Annotated in this window: 22 protein-coding genes; 1 reads left to right on the top strand and 21 read right to left on the bottom strand. The window is 43.2% G+C overall.

What is annotated here, in order from left to right; translation table 11 throughout:
* Nucleotides 1–4 precede the first annotated feature (4 nt).
* From DWW86_RS06290 to DWW86_RS06280, 3 genes are read right to left on the bottom strand one after another with little or no spacing between them, the layout of a single operon-like run.
* Nucleotides 5–856 carry a carbohydrate ABC transporter permease gene (locus tag DWW86_RS06290; RefSeq protein WP_117942594.1) on the bottom strand — a complete coding sequence of 284 codons (852 nt, stop codon included), beginning with the start codon at nt 854–856 and terminating at the stop codon, nt 5–7.
* The gene (locus tag DWW86_RS06285) at nt 828–1727 is read right to left on the bottom strand and encodes a carbohydrate ABC transporter permease (protein WP_117942593.1); all 900 of its coding nucleotides are present in this window, start codon (nt 1725–1727) and stop codon (nt 828–830) included. The genes DWW86_RS06290 and DWW86_RS06285 overlap by 29 nt, the downstream gene beginning before the upstream one ends.
* A complete protein-coding gene (locus DWW86_RS06280) occupies nt 1727–3049 on the bottom strand; it encodes an ABC transporter substrate-binding protein (RefSeq protein WP_072521954.1) in 1323 nt (440 codons plus the stop codon). Before DWW86_RS06280 ends, DWW86_RS06285 begins: the two co-directional genes overlap by 1 nt.
* Nucleotides 3050–3342: 293 nt before the next feature.
* On the opposite strand from DWW86_RS06280, the gene DWW86_RS06275 reads away from it, so the two are divergent.
* Nucleotides 3343–4380: a LacI family DNA-binding transcriptional regulator gene (locus DWW86_RS06275; protein WP_117942592.1), complete on the top strand. Its 1038-nt coding sequence runs from the start codon at nt 3343–3345 to the stop codon at nt 4378–4380.
* Nucleotides 4381–4417: 37 nt separating this feature from the next.
* Here the strand turns inward: DWW86_RS06275 and DWW86_RS06270 are convergent, their stop codons facing one another.
* The 18 genes from DWW86_RS06270 to DWW86_RS06185 form a co-directional block, all read right to left on the bottom strand.
* Nucleotides 4418–5158 (bottom strand): amino acid ABC transporter ATP-binding protein, encoded by a 741-nt coding sequence (locus DWW86_RS06270; protein ID WP_072521956.1) that lies wholly within the window; start codon nt 5156–5158, stop codon nt 4418–4420.
* Nucleotides 5155–5949 (bottom strand): amino acid ABC transporter permease, encoded by a 795-nt coding sequence (locus DWW86_RS06265; RefSeq protein ID WP_117942591.1) that lies wholly within the window; start codon nt 5947–5949, stop codon nt 5155–5157. The genes DWW86_RS06270 and DWW86_RS06265 overlap by 4 nt, the downstream gene beginning before the upstream one ends.
* A 12-nt stretch (nt 5950–5961) precedes the next feature.
* Complete coding sequence (locus DWW86_RS06260) at nt 5962–6813, bottom strand: transporter substrate-binding domain-containing protein (protein ID WP_083585500.1); 852 nt, start codon at nt 6811–6813, stop codon at nt 5962–5964.
* Between the two features lie 209 nt (nt 6814–7022).
* Nucleotides 7023–8420 carry a C40 family peptidase gene (locus DWW86_RS06255; protein ID WP_117942590.1) on the bottom strand — a complete coding sequence of 466 codons (1398 nt, stop codon included), beginning with the start codon at nt 8418–8420 and terminating at the stop codon, nt 7023–7025.
* 391 nt (nt 8421–8811) lie between these two features.
* The gene (locus DWW86_RS06250) at nt 8812–10464 is read right to left on the bottom strand and encodes an N-acetylmuramoyl-L-alanine amidase family protein (RefSeq protein ID WP_117942589.1); all 1653 of its coding nucleotides are present in this window, start codon (nt 10462–10464) and stop codon (nt 8812–8814) included.
* 232 nt (nt 10465–10696) lie between these two features.
* Entirely contained in the window at nt 10697–11683 is a 987-nt protein-coding gene (locus DWW86_RS06245; protein WP_072521961.1) for a diaminopimelate dehydrogenase, read from the bottom strand.
* Between the two features lie 161 nt (nt 11684–11844).
* The gene (locus DWW86_RS06240; RefSeq protein WP_117942588.1) at nt 11845–12483 is read right to left on the bottom strand and encodes a DnaJ domain-containing protein; all 639 of its coding nucleotides are present in this window, start codon (nt 12481–12483) and stop codon (nt 11845–11847) included.
* On the bottom strand, nt 12476–13321 hold the full coding sequence (locus DWW86_RS06235) for a DUF5685 family protein (RefSeq protein WP_072521963.1): 846 nt from the start codon (nt 13319–13321) through the stop codon (nt 12476–12478). Before DWW86_RS06235 ends, DWW86_RS06240 begins: the two co-directional genes overlap by 8 nt.
* Before the next feature lie 35 nt (nt 13322–13356).
* Nucleotides 13357–13767 carry a hypothetical protein gene (locus tag DWW86_RS06230; protein WP_072521964.1) on the bottom strand — a complete coding sequence of 137 codons (411 nt, stop codon included), beginning with the start codon at nt 13765–13767 and terminating at the stop codon, nt 13357–13359.
* A gap of 66 nt (nt 13768–13833) precedes the next feature.
* Nucleotides 13834–15036: a class I SAM-dependent rRNA methyltransferase gene (locus DWW86_RS06225; RefSeq protein WP_117942587.1), complete on the bottom strand. Its 1203-nt coding sequence runs from the start codon at nt 15034–15036 to the stop codon at nt 13834–13836.
* Between the two features lie 357 nt (nt 15037–15393).
* Nucleotides 15394–16974 (bottom strand): DUF1002 domain-containing protein, encoded by a 1581-nt coding sequence (locus tag DWW86_RS06220; protein ID WP_286187660.1) that lies wholly within the window; start codon nt 16972–16974, stop codon nt 15394–15396.
* Between the two features lie 157 nt (nt 16975–17131).
* Nucleotides 17132–18166 carry an XdhC family protein gene (locus DWW86_RS06215; RefSeq protein ID WP_117942585.1) on the bottom strand — a complete coding sequence of 345 codons (1035 nt, stop codon included), beginning with the start codon at nt 18164–18166 and terminating at the stop codon, nt 17132–17134.
* Nucleotides 18167–18325: 159 nt separating this feature from the next.
* Nucleotides 18326–19510: an iron-containing alcohol dehydrogenase gene (locus DWW86_RS06210; RefSeq protein ID WP_117942584.1), complete on the bottom strand. Its 1185-nt coding sequence runs from the start codon at nt 19508–19510 to the stop codon at nt 18326–18328.
* 42 nt (nt 19511–19552) lie between these two features.
* On the bottom strand, nt 19553–21076 hold the full coding sequence (locus tag DWW86_RS06205) for an APC family permease (RefSeq protein WP_117942583.1): 1524 nt from the start codon (nt 21074–21076) through the stop codon (nt 19553–19555).
* Nucleotides 21077–21080: 4 nt separating this feature from the next.
* Nucleotides 21081–21701 (bottom strand): cytidylate kinase-like family protein, encoded by a 621-nt coding sequence (locus DWW86_RS06200; RefSeq protein WP_072521968.1) that lies wholly within the window; start codon nt 21699–21701, stop codon nt 21081–21083.
* Between the two features lie 284 nt (nt 21702–21985).
* Nucleotides 21986–23203 (bottom strand): aspartate aminotransferase family protein, encoded by a 1218-nt coding sequence (locus tag DWW86_RS06195; RefSeq protein WP_117942582.1) that lies wholly within the window; start codon nt 23201–23203, stop codon nt 21986–21988.
* Nucleotides 23204–23483: 280 nt separating this feature from the next.
* Complete coding sequence (locus DWW86_RS06190; protein ID WP_072521970.1) at nt 23484–24182, bottom strand: HAD family hydrolase; 699 nt, start codon at nt 24180–24182, stop codon at nt 23484–23486.
* A 63-nt stretch (nt 24183–24245) separates the two neighbouring features.
* A complete protein-coding gene (locus tag DWW86_RS06185; protein WP_117942581.1) occupies nt 24246–24806 on the bottom strand; it encodes a helix-turn-helix domain-containing protein in 561 nt (186 codons plus the stop codon).
* Between the last annotated feature and the right edge of the window lie 3 nt (nt 24807–24809).

Here is a 24809-nt window from a genome sequence, read left to right as displayed (position 1 = left end):
TTCATTAACCCTCCTTGGAACCAGTTGATGTTACACCTTCTACAATCTGTTTGGAGAACAGTGCATAAATAATAATAACAGGGATTGTGATCAGTGTGATCACTGCAAGTGTCTGTCCCATTGTTGTATTGTCATTGGATGTTATGGAGTTCAGACCAATCTGCGCGGTCAGAAGATCACTGGATGTAAATACAAGTGACGGCCAGAGATAGTCATTCCATACTCCAAGGAATGTAAACACACTGACAGTTGCAACGACTGTCTTTGACATTGGCAATACCATGGTAAAGAAATATTTTACCGGACTGCAGAAGTCAAGCTGTGCCGCCTCATAAACATCATCCGGCAGACTTACGAAAACCTGTCGGAACAGAAAGATATTAAACGGATTCACGATCATTGGAAGTACATATCCAAGCACGGTATTCAGTAGTCCTGCTTTTGCAATGATCAGAAAGTGTATCGTGATAACGGTTTCTGTCGGTACGATCAGAAGCATCATGATGATCAAAAGCCACTGGTCGCGGAATGGAAAGTTAATCTTTGCAAGTGCATAGCCTGCAAGTCCGTTGACAATAACCCCAAGTACGATCAGCAGTGCCGCATATCCCAGAGTATTAATCATGTAACGAAGGAAATTGGTATCTGTCAGAATCGTAATATAGTTTTCAAAATAATTTCCATTTAAAGCAGGAGGAATAAATGCTGCTATGGAATTCATATCTGCTGTGATCGCTGCATCTGGTTTAAAGGAGTTTGCAAGCATCCAGATAACCGGAAACAGAAAGAATACAGAGAGTAGCAGCAAAACAACTGCCAGAATCCAGTTAAATGTTTTTTGCTTTTTTGTTAACATGTTTTTTCTCCTCCTTTCCTTTGGTCAGTACATTCTGTATGATCGTCAGGATAACAACAAATATTGTAAATACAATTGCCATTGTTGATGCAAGTCCCATCTCCCAGTTCATTGTACCGGTTTCATAAATATCATATACAAGTGTGTATGTTGAGTGATCCGGTCCTCCACCTGTCATGACCATCGGCTGTACCAGCATACGGAACGCACCGATTGTAACGGTGATAAAAACGAAAACGCAGAGAGGTTTCAGTTCCGGAAGTGTAATGTCTTTAAATTTCTGCCATCCACTTGCATGATCCATTTCTGCTGCTTCATAAAGTGCCGGATTAATATTCTGGAGTCCACCAAGGAAGATGATCATCTGATATCCGACACCCTGCCATACACTCATAACTGCGATGGATGGAAGTGCCTGTTTCGCACTGTGAATAAATGGCTGTGCACTGATTCCCAGATGAGCAAGCAGTGTATTCAGGATTCCTTCCGGACTGTAGATGTCCATCCAGAGTGTAGATACAACTGCCAGAGACATTACAACCGGAATAAAAAAGGCTACTTTGAAATATTTCTTACAATGTGTGACTTTGTTGATCGCAAGTGCCAGAACAAGTGCTCCGATGCACTGACACGGTACGATAATAAGTACAAATTTTACCGTGTTAAAAAATGATTTTACAAATAATTCGTCTTTAAAAATGTTTATATAGTTTTCCAGGCCTACAAAGTGTGTCATATCCGGATTCAGTGCAAAGTAATCGGTAAAACTGAACACCAGTGTCAGCACCATCGGCAGAAATAAAAACAGCGTAAGAAGTACCAGTGCCGGCCCAAAGAAAGCCATTCCTAAAATTGATTCTTTTTTCTTCATTATTCTCTCGTATAACGTTCCAGTTTCGCGTTAATCCTTTCTACAGATTTATCCAGTTCTGCCTGCGCATCTTTACCGCCCAGTCCAACACTTTCAAGTGCCTGCTGGAAAGATGTACTTACCTGTGGATATACAGGAGTTTTTGGTCTCGGGTGTCCGTATTTACTTAACTGTTGATACAGAGCATTGTAGTTTTCATCTGTCTGGAATATATCAATCTGTTCAAACGCTTTGTATGTAGACGGAAGTGATTTTGCTTCATTCCAGATTCTTACACCACTTTCCACACCACTCATCCATTTGACCAGTTCTGTTGCACCTTCAATATTGTCCGTCTCTGAGGATGCTGCAAATGCCCAGGATCCTGTCGGTGTATATCTTTCACCATCCCAGTCATCACCAACTACATATGGTGCAACGCCAAGATTCACATCCGGATAGTTCTCGTAGATTGTGTTGACTTCCCACGCCCCGTCAAATTTGAAAGCCGCTCTTCCACTTTCAAACAGATTCTCTATTGGAGCTTCAGACATGTATTTGTTCTCTACAATCTGGTGGAAATAATTCATGACCTCAACATTCTTCTCCGAATTAAAGTATCCATCCACTGTCAATCCGTCTTCACTTACCAGGTTTCCACCATTTGCCCAGATAAATGGGGCATAATAATAAATACTTGCTTCACCTACCGGGAATGTCATGTCGATCGGATAACCATTCTTCTCATCCATCAGCGGTTTCAGCTTAGCCAGAATATCCATAAATTCTGATGTCGTCCACGGATGATCTGCATCCGGAACCTCAATTCCGGCCTCTTCAAGAATATCTTTGTTATAATAAAGCCCTACACTGGATTCCATAACTCCAAGTGCATAAAGCTTATCATTATAAGTACCCTGTTCCAGAATGGATTCCAGATATTCTCCTCTTTCTTCCTCTGTCAGCTCTGCAAGTGGCTGTATGATCCCGTTCGCTGCATAAGCTGCCACATTCGGTCCGTCCAGGGTAAGCACATCCGGAAGCCCTCCTGACAGTACAGAAGAATTTACCTTATCTGAATAACCGCCTCCACTGTCATTTCTCGGAATAAATTCAATATCTGCGAAATATTTACCATTATATTTCTCATTAAAGCTGTCTACAGATTCCCTGTAAACCTGTCCTTCCAGAGTATCCTCAATACTGTGGACCCAGATTGAAAGATACTGTTCGCCCTCATCATATCCTGCCACATCGCCGGGCTTTACTTCTTTTTTCTGACATCCTGTAAGACTGACTGCCATAGCCAGACCGGCAAGAAAAATCAGTTTCGCTTTCTTCATGTGCTCCTCCTTTTCCCTGTGCTCGTTCTACGTTACCGGTAAAGTTACCGGTTACTTTATGGTTTGATAATATCACAGCAATGCTATCAAGTCAACCATCATACGCAATTTCATTGCTTTATACAAATTTCATATCTCGACTTTGTAAAGTTTTTACAAAACCGGTTACTTAACCGTTTCTGTTGATTATTTTCATTGTTCTGTTTTGAAATTTCTGCTATACTGTTATCATAAAAGTAATTGACTTCTCACTATAACATGGTAAAATTTTATTTTATCGAAAGGAACCTGATATGGGTAAAAAAAATATAACTTTCAGTGACATCGCCAAATATACCGGTTTTTCCAAAACAACCATTTCCAGATATTTTAATAATCCGGACTCTCTTACCCTGGAAAACCAGCAGATCATTGCAACTGCTCTTGAAAAATTAAACTATAAGGAAAACAAAGTCGCGAGAATACTCGCGAACGGAAAAACAGAGTTTATAGGAATCATTATTCCGAACCTTTATATGCACTACTATTCAGAAATCTTGAATCAGATACTGAAGACCTACGACTCTTTCGGATATAAGTTTCTCGTATTCACCGGAGATGATCACGAATCAACCGAACGAAAATATATACAGGAACTTCTTGCATACAAAATCGAAGGAATGATCATTCTGAGTCATACAATTCCTTCCATAGAACTTGCTTCTTATAATATTCCAATCGTAACGATTGAGCGTGAAGATCAGTATGTGAGCAGTGTCAACACAGACAACTATATGGGTGGTGTGCAGGCAACCAGTCTTCTTGCCAAAACAGGTGCTGATATCCTGGTCCATATCAATGCAGATATTTCCAGGCAGACACCATCCTATGAACGTATTCAGGGATTTTCTGATATCTGCAAGGAATACAACATTCCTCATGAAATGATTCTTACAGATACCGGACATACTTATGATGAAACATCCCGGATCCTTAAAGACCTTCTTGAAACAATCGATACCAAATATAAAGGGAAAACAAAAGGGATTTTTCTTCCGAACGATACCTTCGCCAACATTATGCTCAACCATCTGATTCAGAAGTATGGCTGCCTGCCTGATGATTACAAGATTATTGGTTTCGATGACTCTCCCGTTTCAAGAGAAGCAATCATCCCGATCAGTACTGTCGGACAGCAGATTGACAAAATCGCTTTATCTGCCATGGACATTCTGAATAACCAGATTGAAGAACGGCATAAAAGAAAACCAACTCTGTCTGTCGAACCAACGCATAAAATCATACCGCCAATTCTTATTAACCGAAAAACAACCCTTCCTGTTGAACGCTGAACAACAGGAAGGGTTGTTTTATCTAAACATCTTAACTTTATGCGTTTCTGAAACGGCTTAAAAATTCTTTTGTCAGTTCTTTCTGCGGATTTTCAAAGATCTGCTGAGACGTACCTTCTTCTACGATGACTCCATCACCCATGAAGATTACGTGCTTCGCCACATCTCTGGCAAATGCCATCTCATGTGTGACAATGATCATCGTCAGACCGTCTTTTGCAAGTGTCCGCATAACTTCCAGCACCTCTCCGACCATCTGCGGATCCAATGCGGAAGTGGGCTCATCAAAGAGCAGGATCTCCGGTTCCATCGCAAGTGCTCTCGCGATCGCAACTCTCTGCTTCTGTCCGCCGGAAAGCTGTTTCGGTTTCGCATTGATATACGGTGCCATACCAACTTTTTCCAGATACATCATCGCATTTCTGTGCGCTTCTTCTTTGCTCTTTTTCAGGACTTTTTCCTGTCCGACCGTGCAGTTCTTAAGAACAGTCATATTATTAAAGAGGTTAAAGTTCTGAAATACCATGCCGACCTTTGAACGGTATTCAGGAACGTTTACATGCTTGTCCATGATATTTGTTCCGTGATAACGGATCTCACCGCAGGATGGTGTCTCCAGAAGATTCATGCAGCGAAGCAAAGTGGATTTTCCGGAACCTGACGGTCCGATGATGCAGGTAACGTCCTTTGGTTTTACAGAGAAATCAATATCTTTTAAGATTTCGTTGTTTCCGAAGGATTTTCCCAGATGCTGTACTTCAAGGATTGTCTCACTCATTCTCTGTCATCCTTCCTTTCTCTGTAAGAATACATACCGCTGGTATGTGTCAGTGTATCCGCTGTGGCCAGATCGTAGTTATCCGGTCCGTCCATCTTGTGTTCCAGCACACGCAGGATACGGGAACAGGTAAAGGTCATGATGAAGTAAATGATCATCGCAATCGTGAATGATTCAAAGTATGTATAAAGTGCACCTGCCACACCTTTGGTCGTATAGAACAGTTCAACTGTACCGATAATGGAAAGTACGCAGGTATCTTTGATGTTGATGATCAGGTTGTTGCCGATCTGTGGCATAATATTTCGAAGTGCCTGCGGAAGAATGACATTGATCATAGTCTGTACATGTGTCATACCGATTGCTTTTGCACCTTCTGTCTGTCCCGGATCGATTGAAAGGATTCCTCCACGGACAGTCTCTGCCATATATGCACCTGTGTTGATCGACACGATAAAGATTGCCGCAAACCACATGGACATATTGATATTAAACACAGCCGCACTACCGAAGTAAATAAACATCGCCTGTGCCATCATCGGAGTTCCACGGAAGAACTCCACATAGCAGGCAAGAATAAATTTCACAATTTTAATCAGGATCTTTTTGGCTGTTGAATCATTCTTATCAACCGGGATCGTCTGCACGATACCAACCAGAAAACCAATGATGCATCCAAAAAGCGTTCCCACCAGCGCCAGCCACATGCTGACTCCGGCTCCCTTCGCAAAAGAAGAACCATATTGCTGAAGAAGATAGATGATTCTTCCCCCAAAACTCTCAGGCAGCATTTTGCTCCTCCTTTATGATTCGGAAAGTGGCTGTACAGAAATAGCCTCATCCATCATTTTATTGAAATCATCCTCTGTCATCTCACTTAAGACACCGTTGATCGCATCTTTGAGTTCATCGTTTCCTTTTTTCAGGGAAATACCGATGTTGATGTCTTCATCAGATACTTCGAATTCTCCGTCTGTTCCTGTGAAATCAAGAAGTTTGAAATCAGGATAAGCTACGCATGCTGCTTTTCCTGTAGGCATATCTGTTACAACCGCATCACATTTGCCGGCTTCAAGCGCTACCAGCATAGCCGGTGCACTTTCCTGTGCCGGAAGGATGTTGCCATCCGGGATCTGCGGCAGGCAGGAATCATACCAGATCGTATTCTGCTGAGATGTCACTGTTGCTCCTTTGAGATCTTCTACGCTTGCTGCATCTTTATAATCACCGTCATTTTTAACAAGAGTGATGATGGATGCATAATAGTATGGATCTGTAAAATCAACCATCTGCTGACGCTCTTTTGTGATAGACTGTCCTGCAATTACACAGTCAACCTGTCCTGACTGTACAGCCGGTACAAGAGAATCCCAGTCAAGTTTTACGATCTCAAGATCATATCCGAGTTCATCGGCAATCTTCTTTGCCATCATAACGTCATATCCATATGCGTAATCGGAACTTCCGGAAATCTGGACAGCACCGTTGGAATCATCCGGCTGTGTCCAATTATATGGTGCATATCCGCATTCCATTGCAACTTTCAGAGTTTTCTTGTCATCTGCGCTGACGCTCTGTACTCCAAATAGTCCACATGTCATGGACGCTGCCACTGCAGCAACTGTCATCATTCTCCACATTTTGCTCTTTCTCATTTTCGTTTCCTCCTGAAATGTATATTTTTCATCCATATGTCCTTTCGGAACATATCACCATAAGTGAATCGTTCCAGAATTTATCTGAAACAAAAAAAGAGCGCACGGAACTATTAAGTGCTCCGTTGCGCTTTGTCTCATTTTAATACTTAATTTATCGAAAGTCAAGAAAAAAAGCAGTTCCCGAAGGAACTGCCTTTGCTCTTTATTTATGAAGGTCTTCTTACAGAAAGGATTGTTCTGTAAGTAGCATCATTGCTGATCTTGATACCATCTCTGGAGTTAGATGCATGTACAATCTGTCCGTTACCCATGTAAATTGCAACGTGTCCACCATAGCAGATCAGGTCGCCCGGCTGAGCATCTGCATAAGAAACCTCTGTTCCCCAGTTCTGCTGCTCATAAGATGTTCTAGGAAGGCTGTAACCAAACTGTGCATAAACGCTCTGTGTAAAACCAGAACAGTCAGCACCGCCTGTAAGGCTTGTACCGCCCCATACATACGGATTACCAACAAACTGTGTTGCATAATCTACGATTGAAGATCCTGAGCCTGAACTGGATGAACTGCCTGATGAAGAGCTTACACTGTCAGGATCAACTGTGTTGTCGCTGTCGATTACGTTACCGTATTCATCATACTCCACACCATCATCACTGCTTGTCACTTCGCTCGGATCTACTTCATTGCCATCTTTATCATATACGGTATCTCCGTTTTCTGCTGCTTCATCAGCATCTACTTCATTACCATCTTCGTCATATACAGTCTGATCTTCCTGAGTTTCCCCATCATCCTGTCCAGCAGCTTCCTCTGCTGCTGCAGCGGCTGCAGCGGCTTCTGCCTCTGCCTGACGTCTTGCTTCCTCCTCGGCTGCAATACGTTCTGCCTCAAGCTGTTCAATCTCTGCCTGCTGTTCCTGAATCAGGTTTGCATACTCATTTGCCATTTCCTGTGCATATGCAATTTCATTATCGCAGTCTGCAGAGCTGGCTTTCTTTGTATCAATCTGAGTCTGAAGATTTGCAGATTCAGCTTCATATTCCTGTTTCATGCCTTCCAGTTCGGATTTCTCCTGCTGGTACTGATTTCCGAGGTTTGTAACCTGTTCGATCGTATTAGCATATGTCTCAAGGCTCTTTCTGTCGTAATCATACATCTTCTGTGTATATTCTGCTTTTGTCAGAAGATCTGAAAGATTATCTGCACTCATCATCATCTGGAACCATGCATCGCTTCCACCTTTTTCGTACAGATACTGAATACGCTGTTTCATTGCTGCGTACTGTTTGTCTTTGGCATTCTGTGCTTTCTGAAGATCTGCCTGTGTCTGTTCGATATCAGCCTGCTTGTTGCTGATATCTCCCTCTAATGTCTGAATGGAAACCATGACGTTTACAAGATTTGCATCCAGTGTATTGATCTCATCCTGCAACTGCTGCTTGGCAGAATAAAGCTGATCGATCTGGGCATATGTTGCATCAAGCTGTGCGCTTGTTGCGGCCTGTTCCTCTCTCAGTTCCTCTTCTCGTGATGCGCTTACGCTGACTACCTGTGTTGCTGTCATCATTAACGCTAACGTCAGGCAAACAATTCGTTTCTTCATGTTTCTCACCTCATAATCTTAATTGCTATATTCTGTAACATTTACGAAATATCTTTTTCAAGTTCTTATACATATTAACATATACTTCTTACGATTGCAAGTAGGATTCATTAAAAAGTTTAATATTTTGTAACATTTATTAAAAACTATGCAAAAAACAAAGCGGACAAGTCCGCTTCAAACTCCCTGAATCCCTCAATCTTTGAGGGACTTGTTACGCTTTGCGCGCCAGATGCAGTCTGCTTCAGCAGACATGTTCCTCATGCATCTGGTCGCATCCTCGCGGAGCGTTTTTATGTAATAGGAACATTACGGAGTAATTTCCTATTACATAAGAAAGAGATTTCCATATTCAGGAAATCTCTTTGTAATATTTACTTCTTATTTAAACTTAAAAGCCAAACATGATTTTAAGAATCTGATCGGCTGTCTTGCTTTTGAATCCATCCGGATCAGAAAGTGTAGCCGGATACCATCTCATGTAATTACCACGACGGATAAAATTACCTGTAGTAGTATGATACTCATATTTCTTGTATCCTGCATATCTGGACATGTACTTCTTCGCAAGCGCTGCAGCCTGGCTGCTGGATTTACCTTCTGGTGTCGGGGTACCTGCGATCTGCACACCGGCATCCGGTGTAGAATGTACGATCACTGCACTCCTGTCAGAACACTGTCCGAGGACGATCCATGTATGTCCGTCATCGTATCCGATATCTCCCGGATATAATTTGTAATTGTGCTGGGATAAGTAATTCTGATTTACAACTGTTCCCCACCCCAGTGTCTTTCTATAATAGTTGCCGATATCTCCGGAAACAACCGTATATCCATATCCAACATTGCTTCTTGTCTGCATAACCTGATATGCAGCCCATCCTACAAATCCGGAACAGTCAAGCCCTTTTGCTCTGTTAGCCGTACTCAGATCACGATAATTGTTATAATTGTAGCTGCTGCTCTGACTCAGATAAAATTTCTGCCAGTTTGACTTCACACCCTTCAGCGTGGAATCATACCAGCCGCCGCCCCAGATATAAAGCGCCTGGCCTACAGGCTTCAGTGCACCTGCCAGATAATTCTTGATTGTCTTCGATCCGGTCTGTCCAACAGGCTTCGGGTCATTTTTGAAATATGATGTATCCACTGCTTCAGAATCTGAAGAACCGTCATAAATCATTGCACCGGTAGAACTGAACTGGTAGCTGACACCATTGATTGTTTTGGAGCCGGTAACCATTTTGAATGTTTTTGTATCAAAATAGTATTTGCTTCCATCGATTGTCACCCATCCTCCGGTTGCAATACCTGTACTCTTATTAAAGTAATATGTACTGCCGTCTACTTTATACTTGCCTGCCACCATTACACCATTACTTTTGAAATATCTTTTCTGGCCTTTGCCATTTGTCAGCCAGCCAGTCGCCATCCGGTAATATTTTCTGCGGAAAAATCTGACATTACCCGCTGAGGATTTCACAAAACCATCTCTTGCTGCTCCGGTCTTTCCGTCGAAGTAATAGTAATAACTGCCAATCTTATTAAGACTTCTGTACATCTTACCATCACTTCCAAAGTACCATTTCTGGTTCTTGTTATTTGTCATCCAGCCTGTCGCCATCGTATAAGTTTTGGTATTGAAATATCTGTAAAAATTATTTCCGAATTTTACAAATCCACCGACTGAAAATCCTGTCTTTTTATTAAAGTAATAATACTTTCCGGCTACTTTCTGAAAACCGGTATACATTGCTCCGGTTCTGGAATCATAATAGCGTAAAACTCCTTTTGCACTTCTCATCCAGCCTTTATAGAGCACGCCGGTACTTCTGTTCAGATAATATTTCTTACCATTAAGAGTGAGCCAGCCCTTTACTATCTTTCCATTCTTATAATAGTATGTCTTTCCACTTATTGTCCGGAACCCGTTCGTTGCCGCCTGCGTATCTACAGTTGTCGCCTGAAACGCAAAGCCTGCTGCAAAAAGCATTACTCCTAAAAATATGCCCACGATCCATGACTTTTTGCATACCTTTCCCATACCCATAACCTCTTTCTGTAAACAAAAATGCTTACTTTTTACAATCTTGTTACAATATTATGTAGGTATTATATCGCATGTTTTTCTTTCCGTCAACAAAAAATGTAAAGCACTGTTAATCGTTCCAGTTTTAACGTTTCAAACATAATAAAAACAAAAGGATGAAACCAGCGGCCTCACCCTTTTGTAATATTTCACTTTTTAATCTGTGCGAGTATCTTCCAGACAAGAATTAAAGAAGATGTTTTCTTAATTCTGCACCATCAAGTGCACTTAAATATGCCGGTGCAACATCAAATACAGTCTTGCATCCCTTCTGTCCTTCCTGACTCATGCGATATGCAGCTCTTGCATAAGCAACAATAACGGAAGAAGTAAATTCCGGGTTGGAATCCAGTTTCAGGCTGTACTCGATCACATGGTTATTTTCATCGTTCCAGCCGGTCTTGCCGGTACGGATTACGAATCCACCGTGCGGAATACCACTGTGATCACGTTTCAGTTCTTCTTCGGAAATGAAATGTACGGTTGTGTCATACTCGTCGAAGTAGTTCGGCATAGTCTTAATCTCCTGCTCGATGCGTGCGAGATCTGCGCCTTCCTCTGCTACTACGAAGCATTCTCTTGTATGTTTCTGTCTGGTAGTCAGCTCCGGATTCTTTCCGCTTCTGACTGCTTCAAGTGCTGCTTCAACCGGAACAGTGTACTGTTTGCCGTCTTTGACACCATCAATACGACGGATTGCATCAGAATGTCCCTGGCTCACACCTTTGCCCCAGAATGTATAATCTTTACCGTTTGTCAGGATTGCATTTGCATACATTCTGTTGAGGGAGAACATTCCCGGATCCCAGCCTACAGAAATAATTCCGACATGATCACTCTCGGAAGCTGCTTTGTCTACATTTGCAAAATGCTCTGGAATTCTTGCATGGGTATCAAAGCTGTCAACAACATTGAACCACTGTGCATATTTCGGTGTCTGAACCGGAAGGTCTGTAGCACTTCCCCCGCAGAGAATCAGAACATCGATTTTATCTTTCATTTTTTCTGCTTCATCTACATGATATACTTTTGCTGTATCTGTAAGAATCTTTACTGATGCAGGATCACGACGTGTAAATACGGCAACAAGTTCCAGATCCGGATTGTGTTTGACTGCACATTCTACTCCTCTGCCAAGGTTGCCATATCCTAAAATACCAATACGAATACTCATTATGATTTCCTCCTGTAATTATCTTCCCTTACTGTCCTTTGATGCAATAGCACTTTAGTACAGCAATACATTCATTATAATAATATCACTCTTATGAAATGTCAATTTTTTTATGGCAGGATTTTGACCAGGTTGCCGCGAACGAAGTCAACAGTAACTGATCAGCAGCAAAATATACCACTGCCCGGGCAGCACATACCACAGAACATATTTGCAAGACACAGCTTCATGCAGTAATCACTTCCATCCACCGGCATTCCGCCGAATGGATTCTGCTGTTCCTGATACCAGCTTCCTCCGCCTTCCATTCTCTGAAGAAGCATCCGGTACTGCATATTATCCGGCTCCATATTGACTGCCGTACGTGCATCGTTCATTGCATTTACATTATTACCAAGCCCCATATTCGCCATTGCCGACAGATAATACCACTGCCCGTTTCTCTGACTCAGGGAAGAAAGTACGTTCATTGCCTCCTGAAAATGCTGACTCTGGATGTAGTTTGCCGCTGCCTGTCTGCGAATGGCTTCTTCATCCTGATACGTACTCTGGCTCTGACCGCCAAAGCCGCCGAATCCCCCATAGGAATTGTAATTTCCGGAAGTCCCGTACTCCTTTTCTTTCATGATCTGCTCGTAAGCCTGCTGTACTTCTTTAAATTTCTCTTCCGCCTGCGCCTTGTTCGGGTTGTTGATATTCGCATCCGGATGGTATTTGCGGCTGAGTTTACGATATGCTTTTTTTATTTCTTCATCTGAGGCATCTCTGGAAATACCCAGCACACTATATGGATCAAACATGTTCTTTCTCCTGTTCTTTCTTCCGCTTTCCGGAAACGGTCTCAAATCTGCACCACACTCCGGAATACAGGATATTCCGAAGAATATCGGTATATTTTATAATAGGAAGTTTCTCGAATTCCCGGCAGGTTTCTGCCATCATCATCATAAGCATATTCTTTACCCGGTCATCGAACCCCTTTATTATATAATCTTTTGAAAATGGATTGTAATTTCCTTTTTTGACATCCTCTTCCACATCATCATAGGCATCCAGCAAATAAATGAACTTACCGAAATAAAATCCCATACGTCGAAGAGTCGGTTCCCAGACATCTTCTCTGTATGCAAAGATTTCTGCCATAATCCTGCCAAAACAGCCGGACACACGATCGATATCTGTCGCATTTTCTTTTTCGAGCGCAGACAGTTCATCCAGACAGGACACAATCGTCTGCACCTTTTTGCCCCAGAGTTTTTCGCTCTTCTTTTCTTTGCCTTCCAGCAGTTTGCCGAAAGCAAATCCCGGAATACTTCTTTCGTCATTCCAGTCATCTTTGCATTTGTAATAAGTCAGAAAAATATTCATATCCGCGGCATATTCAGTAATCGCATTTTTTCTGACCGGCTGTCTGCGCACCGGATGTACAATGCAGCGCGTCGATCCTTTCTTTGTCGGCGGCTCATAAAGTCCGCTGAGCAGAAGAATCACAAAGGTCATATCATAGGTTAAAGTAATCTGTCCGCTGAGACCGTAACGCTCTTTCAGCTCCCGGCACAGTCCGCAGTAAAAAGAACGGTACATATCAAAATCTTTGAATTTGATTTCCGGTTTGTTCATTACCACATATCCAAACACTGTGTCTCCTCCCTCTGTCGCGCCGACCTGTTTTGTTAGCTTCTTTTAACAAATTTCGTGTGGCATTTCGGGCATTCGATCTCAATCTTGCCCTTACCTCTCGGTATACGGATCTTCTGACCGCATCCCGGACATGAATAAATATGATGTGTCTTTCTCTGATTCATCATACTCTTTTCTCTGTTGAAACGCTGTCTGATTTTTGCAGTTGCAGCAAGATACTTTTCATTTTCCTGATATCTTTTCTGGATATCTCTGGAAAGCATGCGGTAATATGTATACAGCAGAACAAGAAGTCCTACCGTATCAAGAAGTGCCCCCATTCTGCTTCCGCTGCGGAAAAAAATCGAAAGGATGATCGCAACAAGTGCCACACCCATCGTAAAACGTGCAAACGCATCTACTCCATAGCGCCCCTGCATAAATCTGTTAAACTTATCTCTCATGTGAGTCCTTCTTTCTTATATTCTTTTGCCTTTATGTGATCTGTTTCTACTTTATATTTTCTCTGATTATTTCTCATCACATACCTGGAAGATATAGAATTTCAGGTAATAGGATTCGTCGGAAGACCACAAGATCGGATGATCCGGTGCCTGTGTACGGTATTCTACCTGACGAAGTCTCTTGTGTGCACTTCTCGCCGCCTGGCCGATTGTTTTTGTAAACAGCTCATATTCCATAAAATGGGAACAGGAACAGGTCGCAAGGAACCCACCGTCTTTTACCAGTTTCATTCCACGAAGGTTGATCTCACGGTAACCTTTGACTGCATTCTTGACAGAACTGCGGGATTTCGTAAATGCCGGTGGATCAAGAATGACCACATCATACTTTTCTTCCTGCTCTTCAAGCTTCGGAAGCAATTCAAAGACATCCTCGCATATAAATTTCACGGTTTTGTCCAGACCGTTCAGTTTCGCATTTTCCTGTGCCTGGTGAACAGCAAGCTCAGATGCATCTACTCCGGTCACTTCTTTCGCGCCGGCGATTCCTGCATTCAGTGCAAAGGAACCGGTATGTGTGAAGCAGTCCAGTACTCGCGCATCTTTACACAGCTTCTGGATCGCAAGACGATTATATTTCTGATCAAGGAAAAATCCTGTCTTCTGTCCGTCTTTGACATCGACCTGATATCTGACACCGTTTTCCTGAATCTCGACAAGTGTCGGAAATTCTTCTCCGATAAATCCCTTGTACAGTTCCATACCTTCCTGTTTACGGACTTTTGCATCGCTTCGCTCATAAACACCGCGAATTGTAATACCGTCCTCAGAGAGAACTTTCTTAATAAGATCCAGAATCAGTTCTTTCCAGCGGTCTATTCCGAGTGCAAGAGACTGCACGACCAGCACATCCTCAAACTTATCAACGACAAGTCCCGGGAAAAAGTCTGCCTCGCCAAAAATTACACGGCAGCTTGAAGTATCCGTAACTTTTTTGCGGTATTCCCACGCATCGCGTACACGTTTCTCAAAGAAGTCTTCATCAATCTTCTGGTTTTCATTTCTTGTCAGAAGGCGAATGGTAATCTTGGAATTTCTGTTGATAAACCCTCTGCCGAGCGGATAACCGTCAAAATCATGTACAAGCACAATATCTCCGTTTACAAAGCTTCCCATGACTGATGCGATCTCATTGTCAAATACCCACATTCCGCCGGACTTCAAAAAACGTCCTTCTCCTTTTTTCAGTGTAACCACTGCCAGACTCATATCGTATCTCCTTTCGGAACTTTTCTTCCTTTTACATCCATTTATACCTGTTTAAGATAAAAACTTCTTCTATTTTACCACAACCAGACAGGAATTTCCACTTTTTCACAGTCTGTTCATAGAAGAGAACAAAGCGGACAAGTCCCCTTCAAACTCCCTGCATCCCTCAATCTTTGATGGACTTGTTACGCTTTGCGTGCCAGATGCAGTCTGCTTTAGCAGACATATTCCTCTTGCATCTGGTCACATCCTCGCGGAGCGTTTTTGCTTTATTGGAAAATTACAGAGTAATTTCCTATAAAGCAAAAAAGGATGCCGAAGCATCCTTTTTGCATTGACCTGTAAGATCAGCCAGATTTATTCTGTATAATCCTCAGTGTATTCTTCTGTATTCTCCCCGGAAGCAGTATCTTCAGACACATTCTGCGTATCTGTACTCTCTTCTGTAGTATCTGTCTGAACATCTTCTCCATAAAGTTTTACGAAGAAATTCAGTGTATCGTCATACATCTTCTGTCGCACTTCCGGATCTACGCTGTAGAGAATATCATCTTCTGCCGGATCTGTCTCCGTGCTGAAGATCGTCTTTAATTCCTTATTCATCATATTAAGCTCAGTGGACAGATAAACTTCTGTTCCATCCGGTACATAGGTAGCGCCTGCATCTTTCAGAATATTCAGATAAGTTTCCAGAACCTTCTGGCTGAGTTTTTCTGCAACATCCTGATCCAGTGTTACCGGCGGCTCTGTCACATTCTCTACTACAGACTGAAGTACTGCAAGATCGCCTTCATACTCACCCTTGCAGAAGAGTTTCGCCTGGTCAAATTTTGCCTTGCTTTCTTCGGAAAGATCATCTGTATTTAAAGTATCTTCTGTATTGTCTGCCGTTTCATCTGTACCTTCACCGGATTCGTCTGTTCCTGCGTCTGTTCCATCACCTGTTGCTTCCGGAATATTATAATCTCCGCTGTCATCGGAAGAATCTGTATTCTCGGTCTGGTTGGTATCTGCACCTGTATCTTTTGCAAGATTAGCATCCTCTGTGGAAGTCTGTTTAACATCATCTCCAAGCGCCCCGCTGTCAACGTCCTGTGTAATGTCCTCGCCTTCATCCACTGCATCGTCATCTGAACTGTCATCAGAAGAAGTTCCGTTCTTGCTGTCTTCAAGATTCTGCTGGATATCTTCCAGAGTTTTCTTCATTTCCTGAATGTCATAGTTCTGCTGTGCGATCTGCTGCAGAAGGGAAACGATCGTGTCAAGCTCATCCTGGCTTAAAGTGATTCCGTTCTGAACAGCAATGTTGTTTACAATGTTGTAGATCTCATCAGCATTCTGAATATTGTCACCGATGATTTGCATTTTCGCCTGATTGATGATATTGGTTGCATTGTCCTGGCCAACCTGCTGTCCGACATTTCCTGTAACAACGACTTCTTTCGCAGCCAGGTCTTTCTTTGTGGAATCCAGAGCCTGTCCGCTTGCAGATTCGTATGCTTTCATGACACCGGTAAGCGCACCTGTACCAGATACTTCGTACGGGCATGCCGCAACAACTTCACAGTTGTTAACACCTGCTGTAGAAAGTGCTGTCGCGATCATATTACAGGTTACGTAATTGAGGTTCGCGGTACGAACCTTGATACCGCCTGACTGGGTAGGTTTTACGTAAGCACAGCTTAAAGTTCTTGTTCCGATCTGTTCACTCGGAACATAATTACCGAGAAGATCGCGCTCATCCTGATTTGTAACAGTGATGACCTGTACCTGACTGGAATCTGCCTTAAAGTAGTTCATCATTGTATTCTTCTGATCCTGTGTAAGGTCTGCACCAAGCGTTACGACCTTCGTGCCGTCAGCCATTGCCGGGACAGGAGAGCTGACTGCCAGACACATGCTGCAAAGTAACGCAACCATTAAGTTTCTTTTCTTCATATCTTCATCCTCCATATTCTCTTCACAGGAAAATATCTTCTGCTTTCCCTGCGATTACGTATCTCTTTTATTGAATACATGTATTATAGCACAGTTCTGTATATAGTTGTATTTTAAATTTTATTATTTTCGAACAAATGTTTCGCCTCAAAGAAATCTACAGAACTTCCAGAAATACCTGTATGGTACCGCCGCAGACAAGCCCCTCTTCCTCTGCCTCGGAAACGGTCATATCTACTTTAAAGATTCTTCCTTTTCTGTCTCCGTCATGAATAAGGCGCAGACACTGATGCTGCACTTCGCTCTCCATACAGCCGCCGCCGATCGTGCCGATGAGCGTTCCATCGGCAAGGACCAGCATCTTTGTCCCGATTTCCCTCGGTGCCGATCCCCGTCTTTCAATGATCGTTGCAAGTGCCATTCCGTTTTCTGCTTTCTTTCTTCCGGTCAGGTATTCCATCAGGTCTTTTTTGTATCCGCTTGTTTTGCGAAGACTGTTCTTTTCATGAATGAGTTCAGATACGATAGATATCGCAATCTCTTCGGGTGTCTCGGCATTAATCGGCATACCTACCGGCGTATGGATTCCATCCAGCAGTTTCCTGTCGATACCTTCTTCTTCCATCTGTTTCTTAAGAAGTGCCGCACGTCCACGGCTCGCCATCATACCAACATAGCAGTGTGGTTTTTTCAATATAATGTCCAGACATTCCTTATCATACCGGTGTCCTCTGGTCACAACCAGGAAATACGTATCTTCTCTGTCCGGAATCTGATCAAGTCCATGCTCAAAACTGTCGCAGATCACCCGATCCGCCCCCATTCTTCTTGCTTCTCCGGCAAAACTCGGACGGTCTTCCAGTACTGTCACATGAAAACCGACTTTGGCTGCAAGCAGGATCACCTGCTGCGATACATGTCCTGCCCCACAGATCACCAGATGCGCCGGCTGTTTCAATGCTTCCACAAATACTTTCTGACCATCAGCCTCTGTGATCCGGCTCTGCTGTGCCTGTGCGATCTCTTTTAATTGTTCATCCGGGATCGCACCGTCACCGTACACTGTGATAAGGTCTCCCTTTGAAAAGAAATAGCGGCTTCCGCTGTTTTCCCCTTCAAGCACCGTAGCCAAAATATTGTTTTTCTGATTCTGATATTCTTCTATTTTATTATAAAATTCAAAAAGCTCCATGTTTTCCCCCCTGTGAACTTTTTTCTATCTTATCGACAAAAGTATACCATCTCCCATGTCTTTCCTGCAAGAACAAAACATGCAGATACATCTCACATGAAATATATCTGCATGTCACAAAAATACTTTTCAAAAATGCCTCGGCATTCTTCCCTCTTATTATATTGCCTTATGATAAAGTTTTACGATGTCCCGCTTCTGTGAAGCTCTTGGATTGACGGCAATGTTTCCGCTCTTCATCGCATCATCTGCCATGGCATCGATCTTGCTTTCGATTTCTTCATCAGAAACTTCTCTGCCTTTTGCCGCCTGACGGATCGCTGTTGTCAGATCCTCCGGAATTCCGATATCTTTATTCAGTTCACGGATTGCATCTACCAGCATCAACGGCTCAAATTCATCCTCATATGCCGGAATCGGACTGATATAATTATAGATGGTCAGATATCTGCCATGATCTGCCAGTGCATTGTATTCTGCGATCACCGGAAGCAGTACTGCGTTTGCCACTCCATGTGGTACATCAAAGAAAGCACTTACCGGATGGCTCATTGCATGTACATTTCCAAGACGGGCAAAGGAAAAAGCAATTCCGGCAAAAAGTGAACCGGTCAGCATTGCCTCTGCTGCCTCCAGATCTGTACGTCTTGCGACAAACCGGCGGATATTTTTACCGATCAGTTCCATCGCTTTCTCAGCCATGGCATCCGAAAACGGAGAGGCTGCTGTAGAAACATATGCCTCTTCTGCATGAATAAATGCGTCGATTCCACATGCTGCCGCCACAGAGGCCGGCGCAGATGTCAGAAGCTCCGGATCCAGTATTGCATAAGAAGGAAAAAGTTCATAACTGAATACTGTCAGTTTATAATCTCTGCTGTGATCTGTGATAACCGAAAACGCAGTGACCTCTGAACCGGTGCCTGCTGTCGTCGGGATCGCAATGAGTGGGATAATTTTTCCAGGTACTTTATGTGCCCCTTCATATTCTGTAATGCTGCCACCGTATTTTGCGGTTACACCGACAGCCTTGGCAACATCCATTGGAGAGCCGCCGCCCAGCGCCACAATAAAATCTGCCCCGGCTTCTTTAAATGCAGTTGTTGCCTTTTCTACAGTCGTTACTGACGGGTTTGCTTCTATTTCCGTAAAGATATCCACCTTCATGCCGGCATCTTCGAGATATTTTGCTGCTTTATCCACAATTCCCATCTTACGAAGTGTCGGTCCTGACAGCAGCATGGCATGGGTTCCTCCCAGTTTCTGTGCACATTCCGGAAGCCGCACAAGCGTACCTGCCCCAACGATAATATTCTGTGGTATAAAAAATTCAAACGGATTCATAATCTGCCTCTTTTCTCATTTTATATCTATTTTTATCTGACGTCATGCCGGCATTCTCGAGAGTACACGATCAATTGCTGCATCAATAACCAGATCAAGTTCTTTATCATCAGCCTCCGGCATCAGAGATGCTGCATCCTCATCAGAAATGATCTCAATAAGACTGCCGAATTTTTCTTTATATTTCAGTTTGCAGACTGCAAAGAACACAATTCCGAGCAGGCTCCACGCACCAACCATCATCCATTCCTGCATGATCAGAGTACCGCCGGAACCAGGAATACAGTATACGAGTACCATACATCCAGAAAGGATCACCGCCATGGTTCCGACAAATTTGTACGCCGGAACACGGTAAGGTCTTGGCATATCCGGTTCTTTTTTCCGAAGAATCAGGAATGAAATCGAAACCATACAGTATGCAAGACAGCAGCCGAAGTTTCCTGCGTCACAGATCCACACCATCATGACACGTCCTGCAAAAGGAGCAAGCATGGTAAGAATACCGATCAGAATCAGTGCATTTACCGGTGTTTTGTGCTTCGGATGAAGTTTTGCAAACACCTTCGGAATCATGTAGGATTCTGCCATGGAGTATAAAGCACGGGAACCACCGATCATAAAGGAGTTCCATGAAGTCACGATACCACACATACCGCCTACAATGATGACTTTCGCCATCACGGATGTTCCAAAAGCTTTCGCCATGGCATCCGCGGTAACAAGGCCTGTCGTACTCTGGGAAAGTGCTATTTCCGCCGGGTTCAGGACATATCCTACAGATAAGATTACGAAAGAATAAAATACAACTGCCAGTACAACAGACAGGATCATCATCTTACCTATCTTTTTAAGCGGTACATTGATTTCTTCTGCCGCCTGCGGGATAACATCAAAACCAATAAAGAAAAACGGTGTGATAACGGCAACTTTCAATACATTTTTTGCCATTGTTCCCGTTGTTTCACCCATAAACATCTGTCCCTGCAGATTGTCTACATTACCGTTAATCACTGATGCTACGATCAGAAGGATTCCTGCGCCACCGATTATGCAGGTCAGAACAGTCTGGAGTACTGCTGCTGTTTTTGCCCCCAGGATATTGATCATCATAATGAAAAATGCTACGATAATTGCCACGATCAGCCAGGATGCATAAATATCAAATCCTGCTACCGTATAAAGATAACCTTTGAGGAATCCCGGCCACAGATAGGTAATGATCGTCGGAAATGCACATGCCTCAAAACAGGTAACACCGACATATCCGAGAACGATTGCCCATGTACAGATAAAAGAACCCGTCGCCCCCATTGCCTTGTAACTGAATACATGTTCCCCGCCACACTGTGGCATGGCAGCCGTCAGTTCTGCGTATGTAAGACCGACAAAAAAGATCATGACACCACCGATCGCAAATGCAAGTGCTGCACCGACAACACCGCCTGCATCGATCCATGTTCCGGAAGATACGACCCAGCCCCAGCCAATCATAGCTCCGAAAGCGATCACAAGAATATCCCATGCACTGAATACTTTATCAAATTCTGATTTTTTCTGTCCCATAGACTCATTCCTCCCCGCTTCCGAATTTTCTTCTGACAAGTTCCTCGATGTAATCTGCTGTTCCCTCTATCCCAAGATAAGAGCTGTCAATCAGGATATTTCGATTGTGACGGTCACCACGGTTGCTTCCTGTCAGTGCCAGATGACGTTTGTGATATCGTTTATCTTTTTCCAGAAGCAGAATTCTGGCATCCTTCTCTGTAAGATTATGGCTCTCCATAATGTTGTGAATTCTTACATCATCCGGAGCATAGATAAATGCCCTCAGAAGATTGATCTTATCGGAATCTTTGAGAATATAATCCGCAGAACGTCCGATGATCACACAGGATTCTTTCTCTGCCAGTTTGCGGATAATCTGCTTCTGCACATGAATCGCACGATCTGTCAGATCCGCATATTTTGAAAAGGATCCTCTGACATCACCCTCTGCACCTTTACCTGCGATCGTGCCGCCTTCTTCAACTTTTTCCATAATTTCTTTTGGTATTCCGACCTCTTCGATGATCTCGTCCACGAGTTCACGATTATAAAATTTGATATTGAGGTCTTCTGCTATTTTTCTGCCTATGGCATTACCTTTGGCGCCGTATTCACAGCCAATCGTTATTACCAGATGTCTCATACCGATTTCCTCTCACACGAATTTTGTTATTCATTTCCTCTTAATAGGAACAAAGCGGACAAGTCCGCTTCAAACTCCCTGAATCCCTCAATCTTTGAGGGACTTGTTACGCTTTGCGCGCCAGATGCAGTCTGCTTCAGCAGACATATTCCTCATGCATCTGGTCGCATCCTCGCGGAGCATTTTTTGTAATAGGAACATTACGGAGTAATTTCCTATTACAAAAAAAGCGCGCGAACCACTTATAATGATCCGCGACGCCCTTGTCACTTTTTCGTTCTTATTTATTTTTCCAGGGATTTGATCGTATCTTCAATGATCGCAACTGCTTTGTCGCAGTCTTCTTCTGTCACGATAAGCGGTGGAATCATACGGATGATATGTGCTCCGATCGCTGTGATCAGAAGTTTGCGATCCAGGCAGCCGTGTTTTACATCTACACCACCGATTGTATCATCAAATTCCACACCAACCAGAAGTCCCTGATGTCTTACTTCTTTTACATGTGGAAGTTTTTCCAGTTTGGATGCAAAGTAGTCACCGACTTTTTTCGCATTTCCTGCAAGATCTCTGTCAAGAAGTTCGTTAACTTCTGCAAGTGCTGCCGCACAGCTTACCGGATGTCCGCCGAATGTAGTTCCGTGGGAACCTGCCGAAAATGCTTTTGCAACTTCTGCTGTCGCACAGATCGCACCGATCGGCATGCCGCCGCCAAGTGCTTTCGCCATGGAAACGATATCTGGTTTGATTCTGTAGTTCATATAAGACATTACTGCACCGGTTCTGCACCATCCGGTCTGTACCTCATCGATCAGAAGAAGCATATCATTCTCATCACAGAATTTACGAAGTCCCTGCATAAATTCCATTGTTGCAGGATGTACACCGCCTTCTCCCTGTACCGGCTCAACCATGATTGCAATGGTGTTTTCGGTACATGCATCTTTAAATGCCTGCAGATCATTATACGGTGCATAGGAGAATCCGTATGTCATCGGTCCGAAACCAACCTGGCATCCGTTTCCCGGCTGACCGGTTGCGGACATGGCACCGAAGGTTCTTCCATGGAAGCCCATCTTTGCAGTTACGATATGGTAACGGTTCGGTCCGTATTTTTCTATGCCATATTTACGTGCCATTTTGATCATCGCTTCGTTTGCTTCTGTACCGGAGTTCTGATAAAAGATCTTGTCCATGCCGATCGTCTCGCACACTTTCTCGGCAAGTAATGCCTGCGGAATCGTGTATGGATAGTTGAATGTATGCATGATGTCTTCTACCTGGTCTTTTACCGCTGCCACTACTTTCGGGTTACAGTTTCCTGCGCTGTTTACTGCAATACCTGCATAAAAGTCAAGATATGGTGTTCCATTCTCATCATAGATATACATGCCTTCTGCTGTTTCAGCAAGAAAATCAAAACGCTCATAAGTCTCGATCATATACTTGTTTACTTTGTCTTTGATGTCCTGAAAAGTTAATCCTGTGTCTTTTAATTTCATGGCTGATTCCTCCCTGTATCCTTAAAATAAAAAAAGCAAAGGCAGATTTCCGTTTCCGGTAAGCGCCTTTGCTTAATTTTTCGTGTATTATTTTGTACAACATTACAATATCACTGACAGTATTGTTTGTCAATAGTATTTTTATAAAAAAGATTTTTGCTGATTTTAAAAGACTTTTTGAATTTTCAGGTTATATTTACAGCCATTCATTCTGTGCATTATATTGTACAAAACGTTTTTCTATATTATTCCATTTTCTTTTCCCGACCATTCTGCACTCTTATTGCTGCGTAAGGAAATCATCCACATTAATTTCTGTAAATGAGCGCAGTGTCGGGAAATATCTGCGTTCCGTTGGTTCTTTTTCCTGCGTATACCAGATACCTCTAAGGCCGCTCTCCCATGCACCTTCTATGTCTTTCTTCACATTATCTCCGATGAATACACACTCTTCCGCCCGGACACCTGCTTTTTCCACGCAGAGTTCAAATAAATGATAATGTGGTTTCTCCACACCGGCTTCTTCACTGGTAACCATAAAATCAATATAGACCTCCGCACCGATCGCTTCGAGTTTTTTGTACTGGATATAGGCTGTCATATCTGTACCGATTCCGATGCGTATCTTTCTTTTTCTGAGTTCCATAAGGAAATCCAGGACTCCCGGATTTGGTTCTATATGCTGAAGAAATGCATCCCAGTAAATATGGTACATCTTCTGTACATGCGGAAAAAGAGGCTTTTCCAGCAGTTCCATCATACATTGCAGACGCAGCATACGGCTGTGGATCGCAGCGGTATCTGTACCGATCCTGTTCGCCATAATATATCCGGCTTTTCTGTAATATTCACGCGTCTCCTCTTCTGTTATGCCGAATGTTTCCCTGCAGTAGCCTGCCAGTGCTTCCATACCGTAAATATGATTCGCATCATAGCTGTATAATGTATTATCCAGATCAAATATAACTGCTTTTATCATATGCTGTCCCCTTTTCTGTTCTGATGTTTCTTTCGGACATAAATAACCTTCCGGTGCTTTCTTCTATTTTCCATGATAATCAAGGAAAAAGCAAGTGCAACAGGCTTTCTGGCTGCCTGTATTTTTATATACATGCTCCTGGTCGGTCTCAAATTTAAATATCTGGTCTTTATGAATGCAATAACTCTGCCCGTGGCATTCCACTGTCAGTTCTCCTTCCGTGACCGCCAGATACTCCCGTGTCTTTTCGCCATGGCTTCCGCTGACATAAACCCCGCCCGGCTCCACTTCGATCCGGTATACCTCTACAAGTCTTGTGTCTTCATACGGCAGACAGGTCCATACCCGGTATTGCCCTTCCAGCTCTTTGGTCGGCAGCAGTTCCTGTGGAGTTACAAGGAGACAGTCTTCCCGGGGCGGCTGTATCAACTCCTGAAATTCGATTCGAAGTCCACTTGTGACCTTTCCGAGTACGCCAAGAGAGGGATTGGCAGTCCCTCTCTCTATCTGTGCAAGCATGCTTTTGCTGACTCCGGTCTGTTCTGCGGTCTGGTCCAGACTCATGCATTTTGACTTTCTTATTCTTTTTAAATTTGCCGCTACATTCTTTGACAAATAATCCATACT

The sequence above is a fragment of the Ruminococcus sp. AF17-22AC genome (assembly GCF_003460065.1).
In the GTDB taxonomy this organism is placed as follows: Bacteria; Bacillota; Clostridia; order Lachnospirales; family Lachnospiraceae; genus Blautia_A.
Note: the sequence above shows the minus strand (reverse complement) of the source record. Positions and strands in the feature narration are given on the sequence as shown.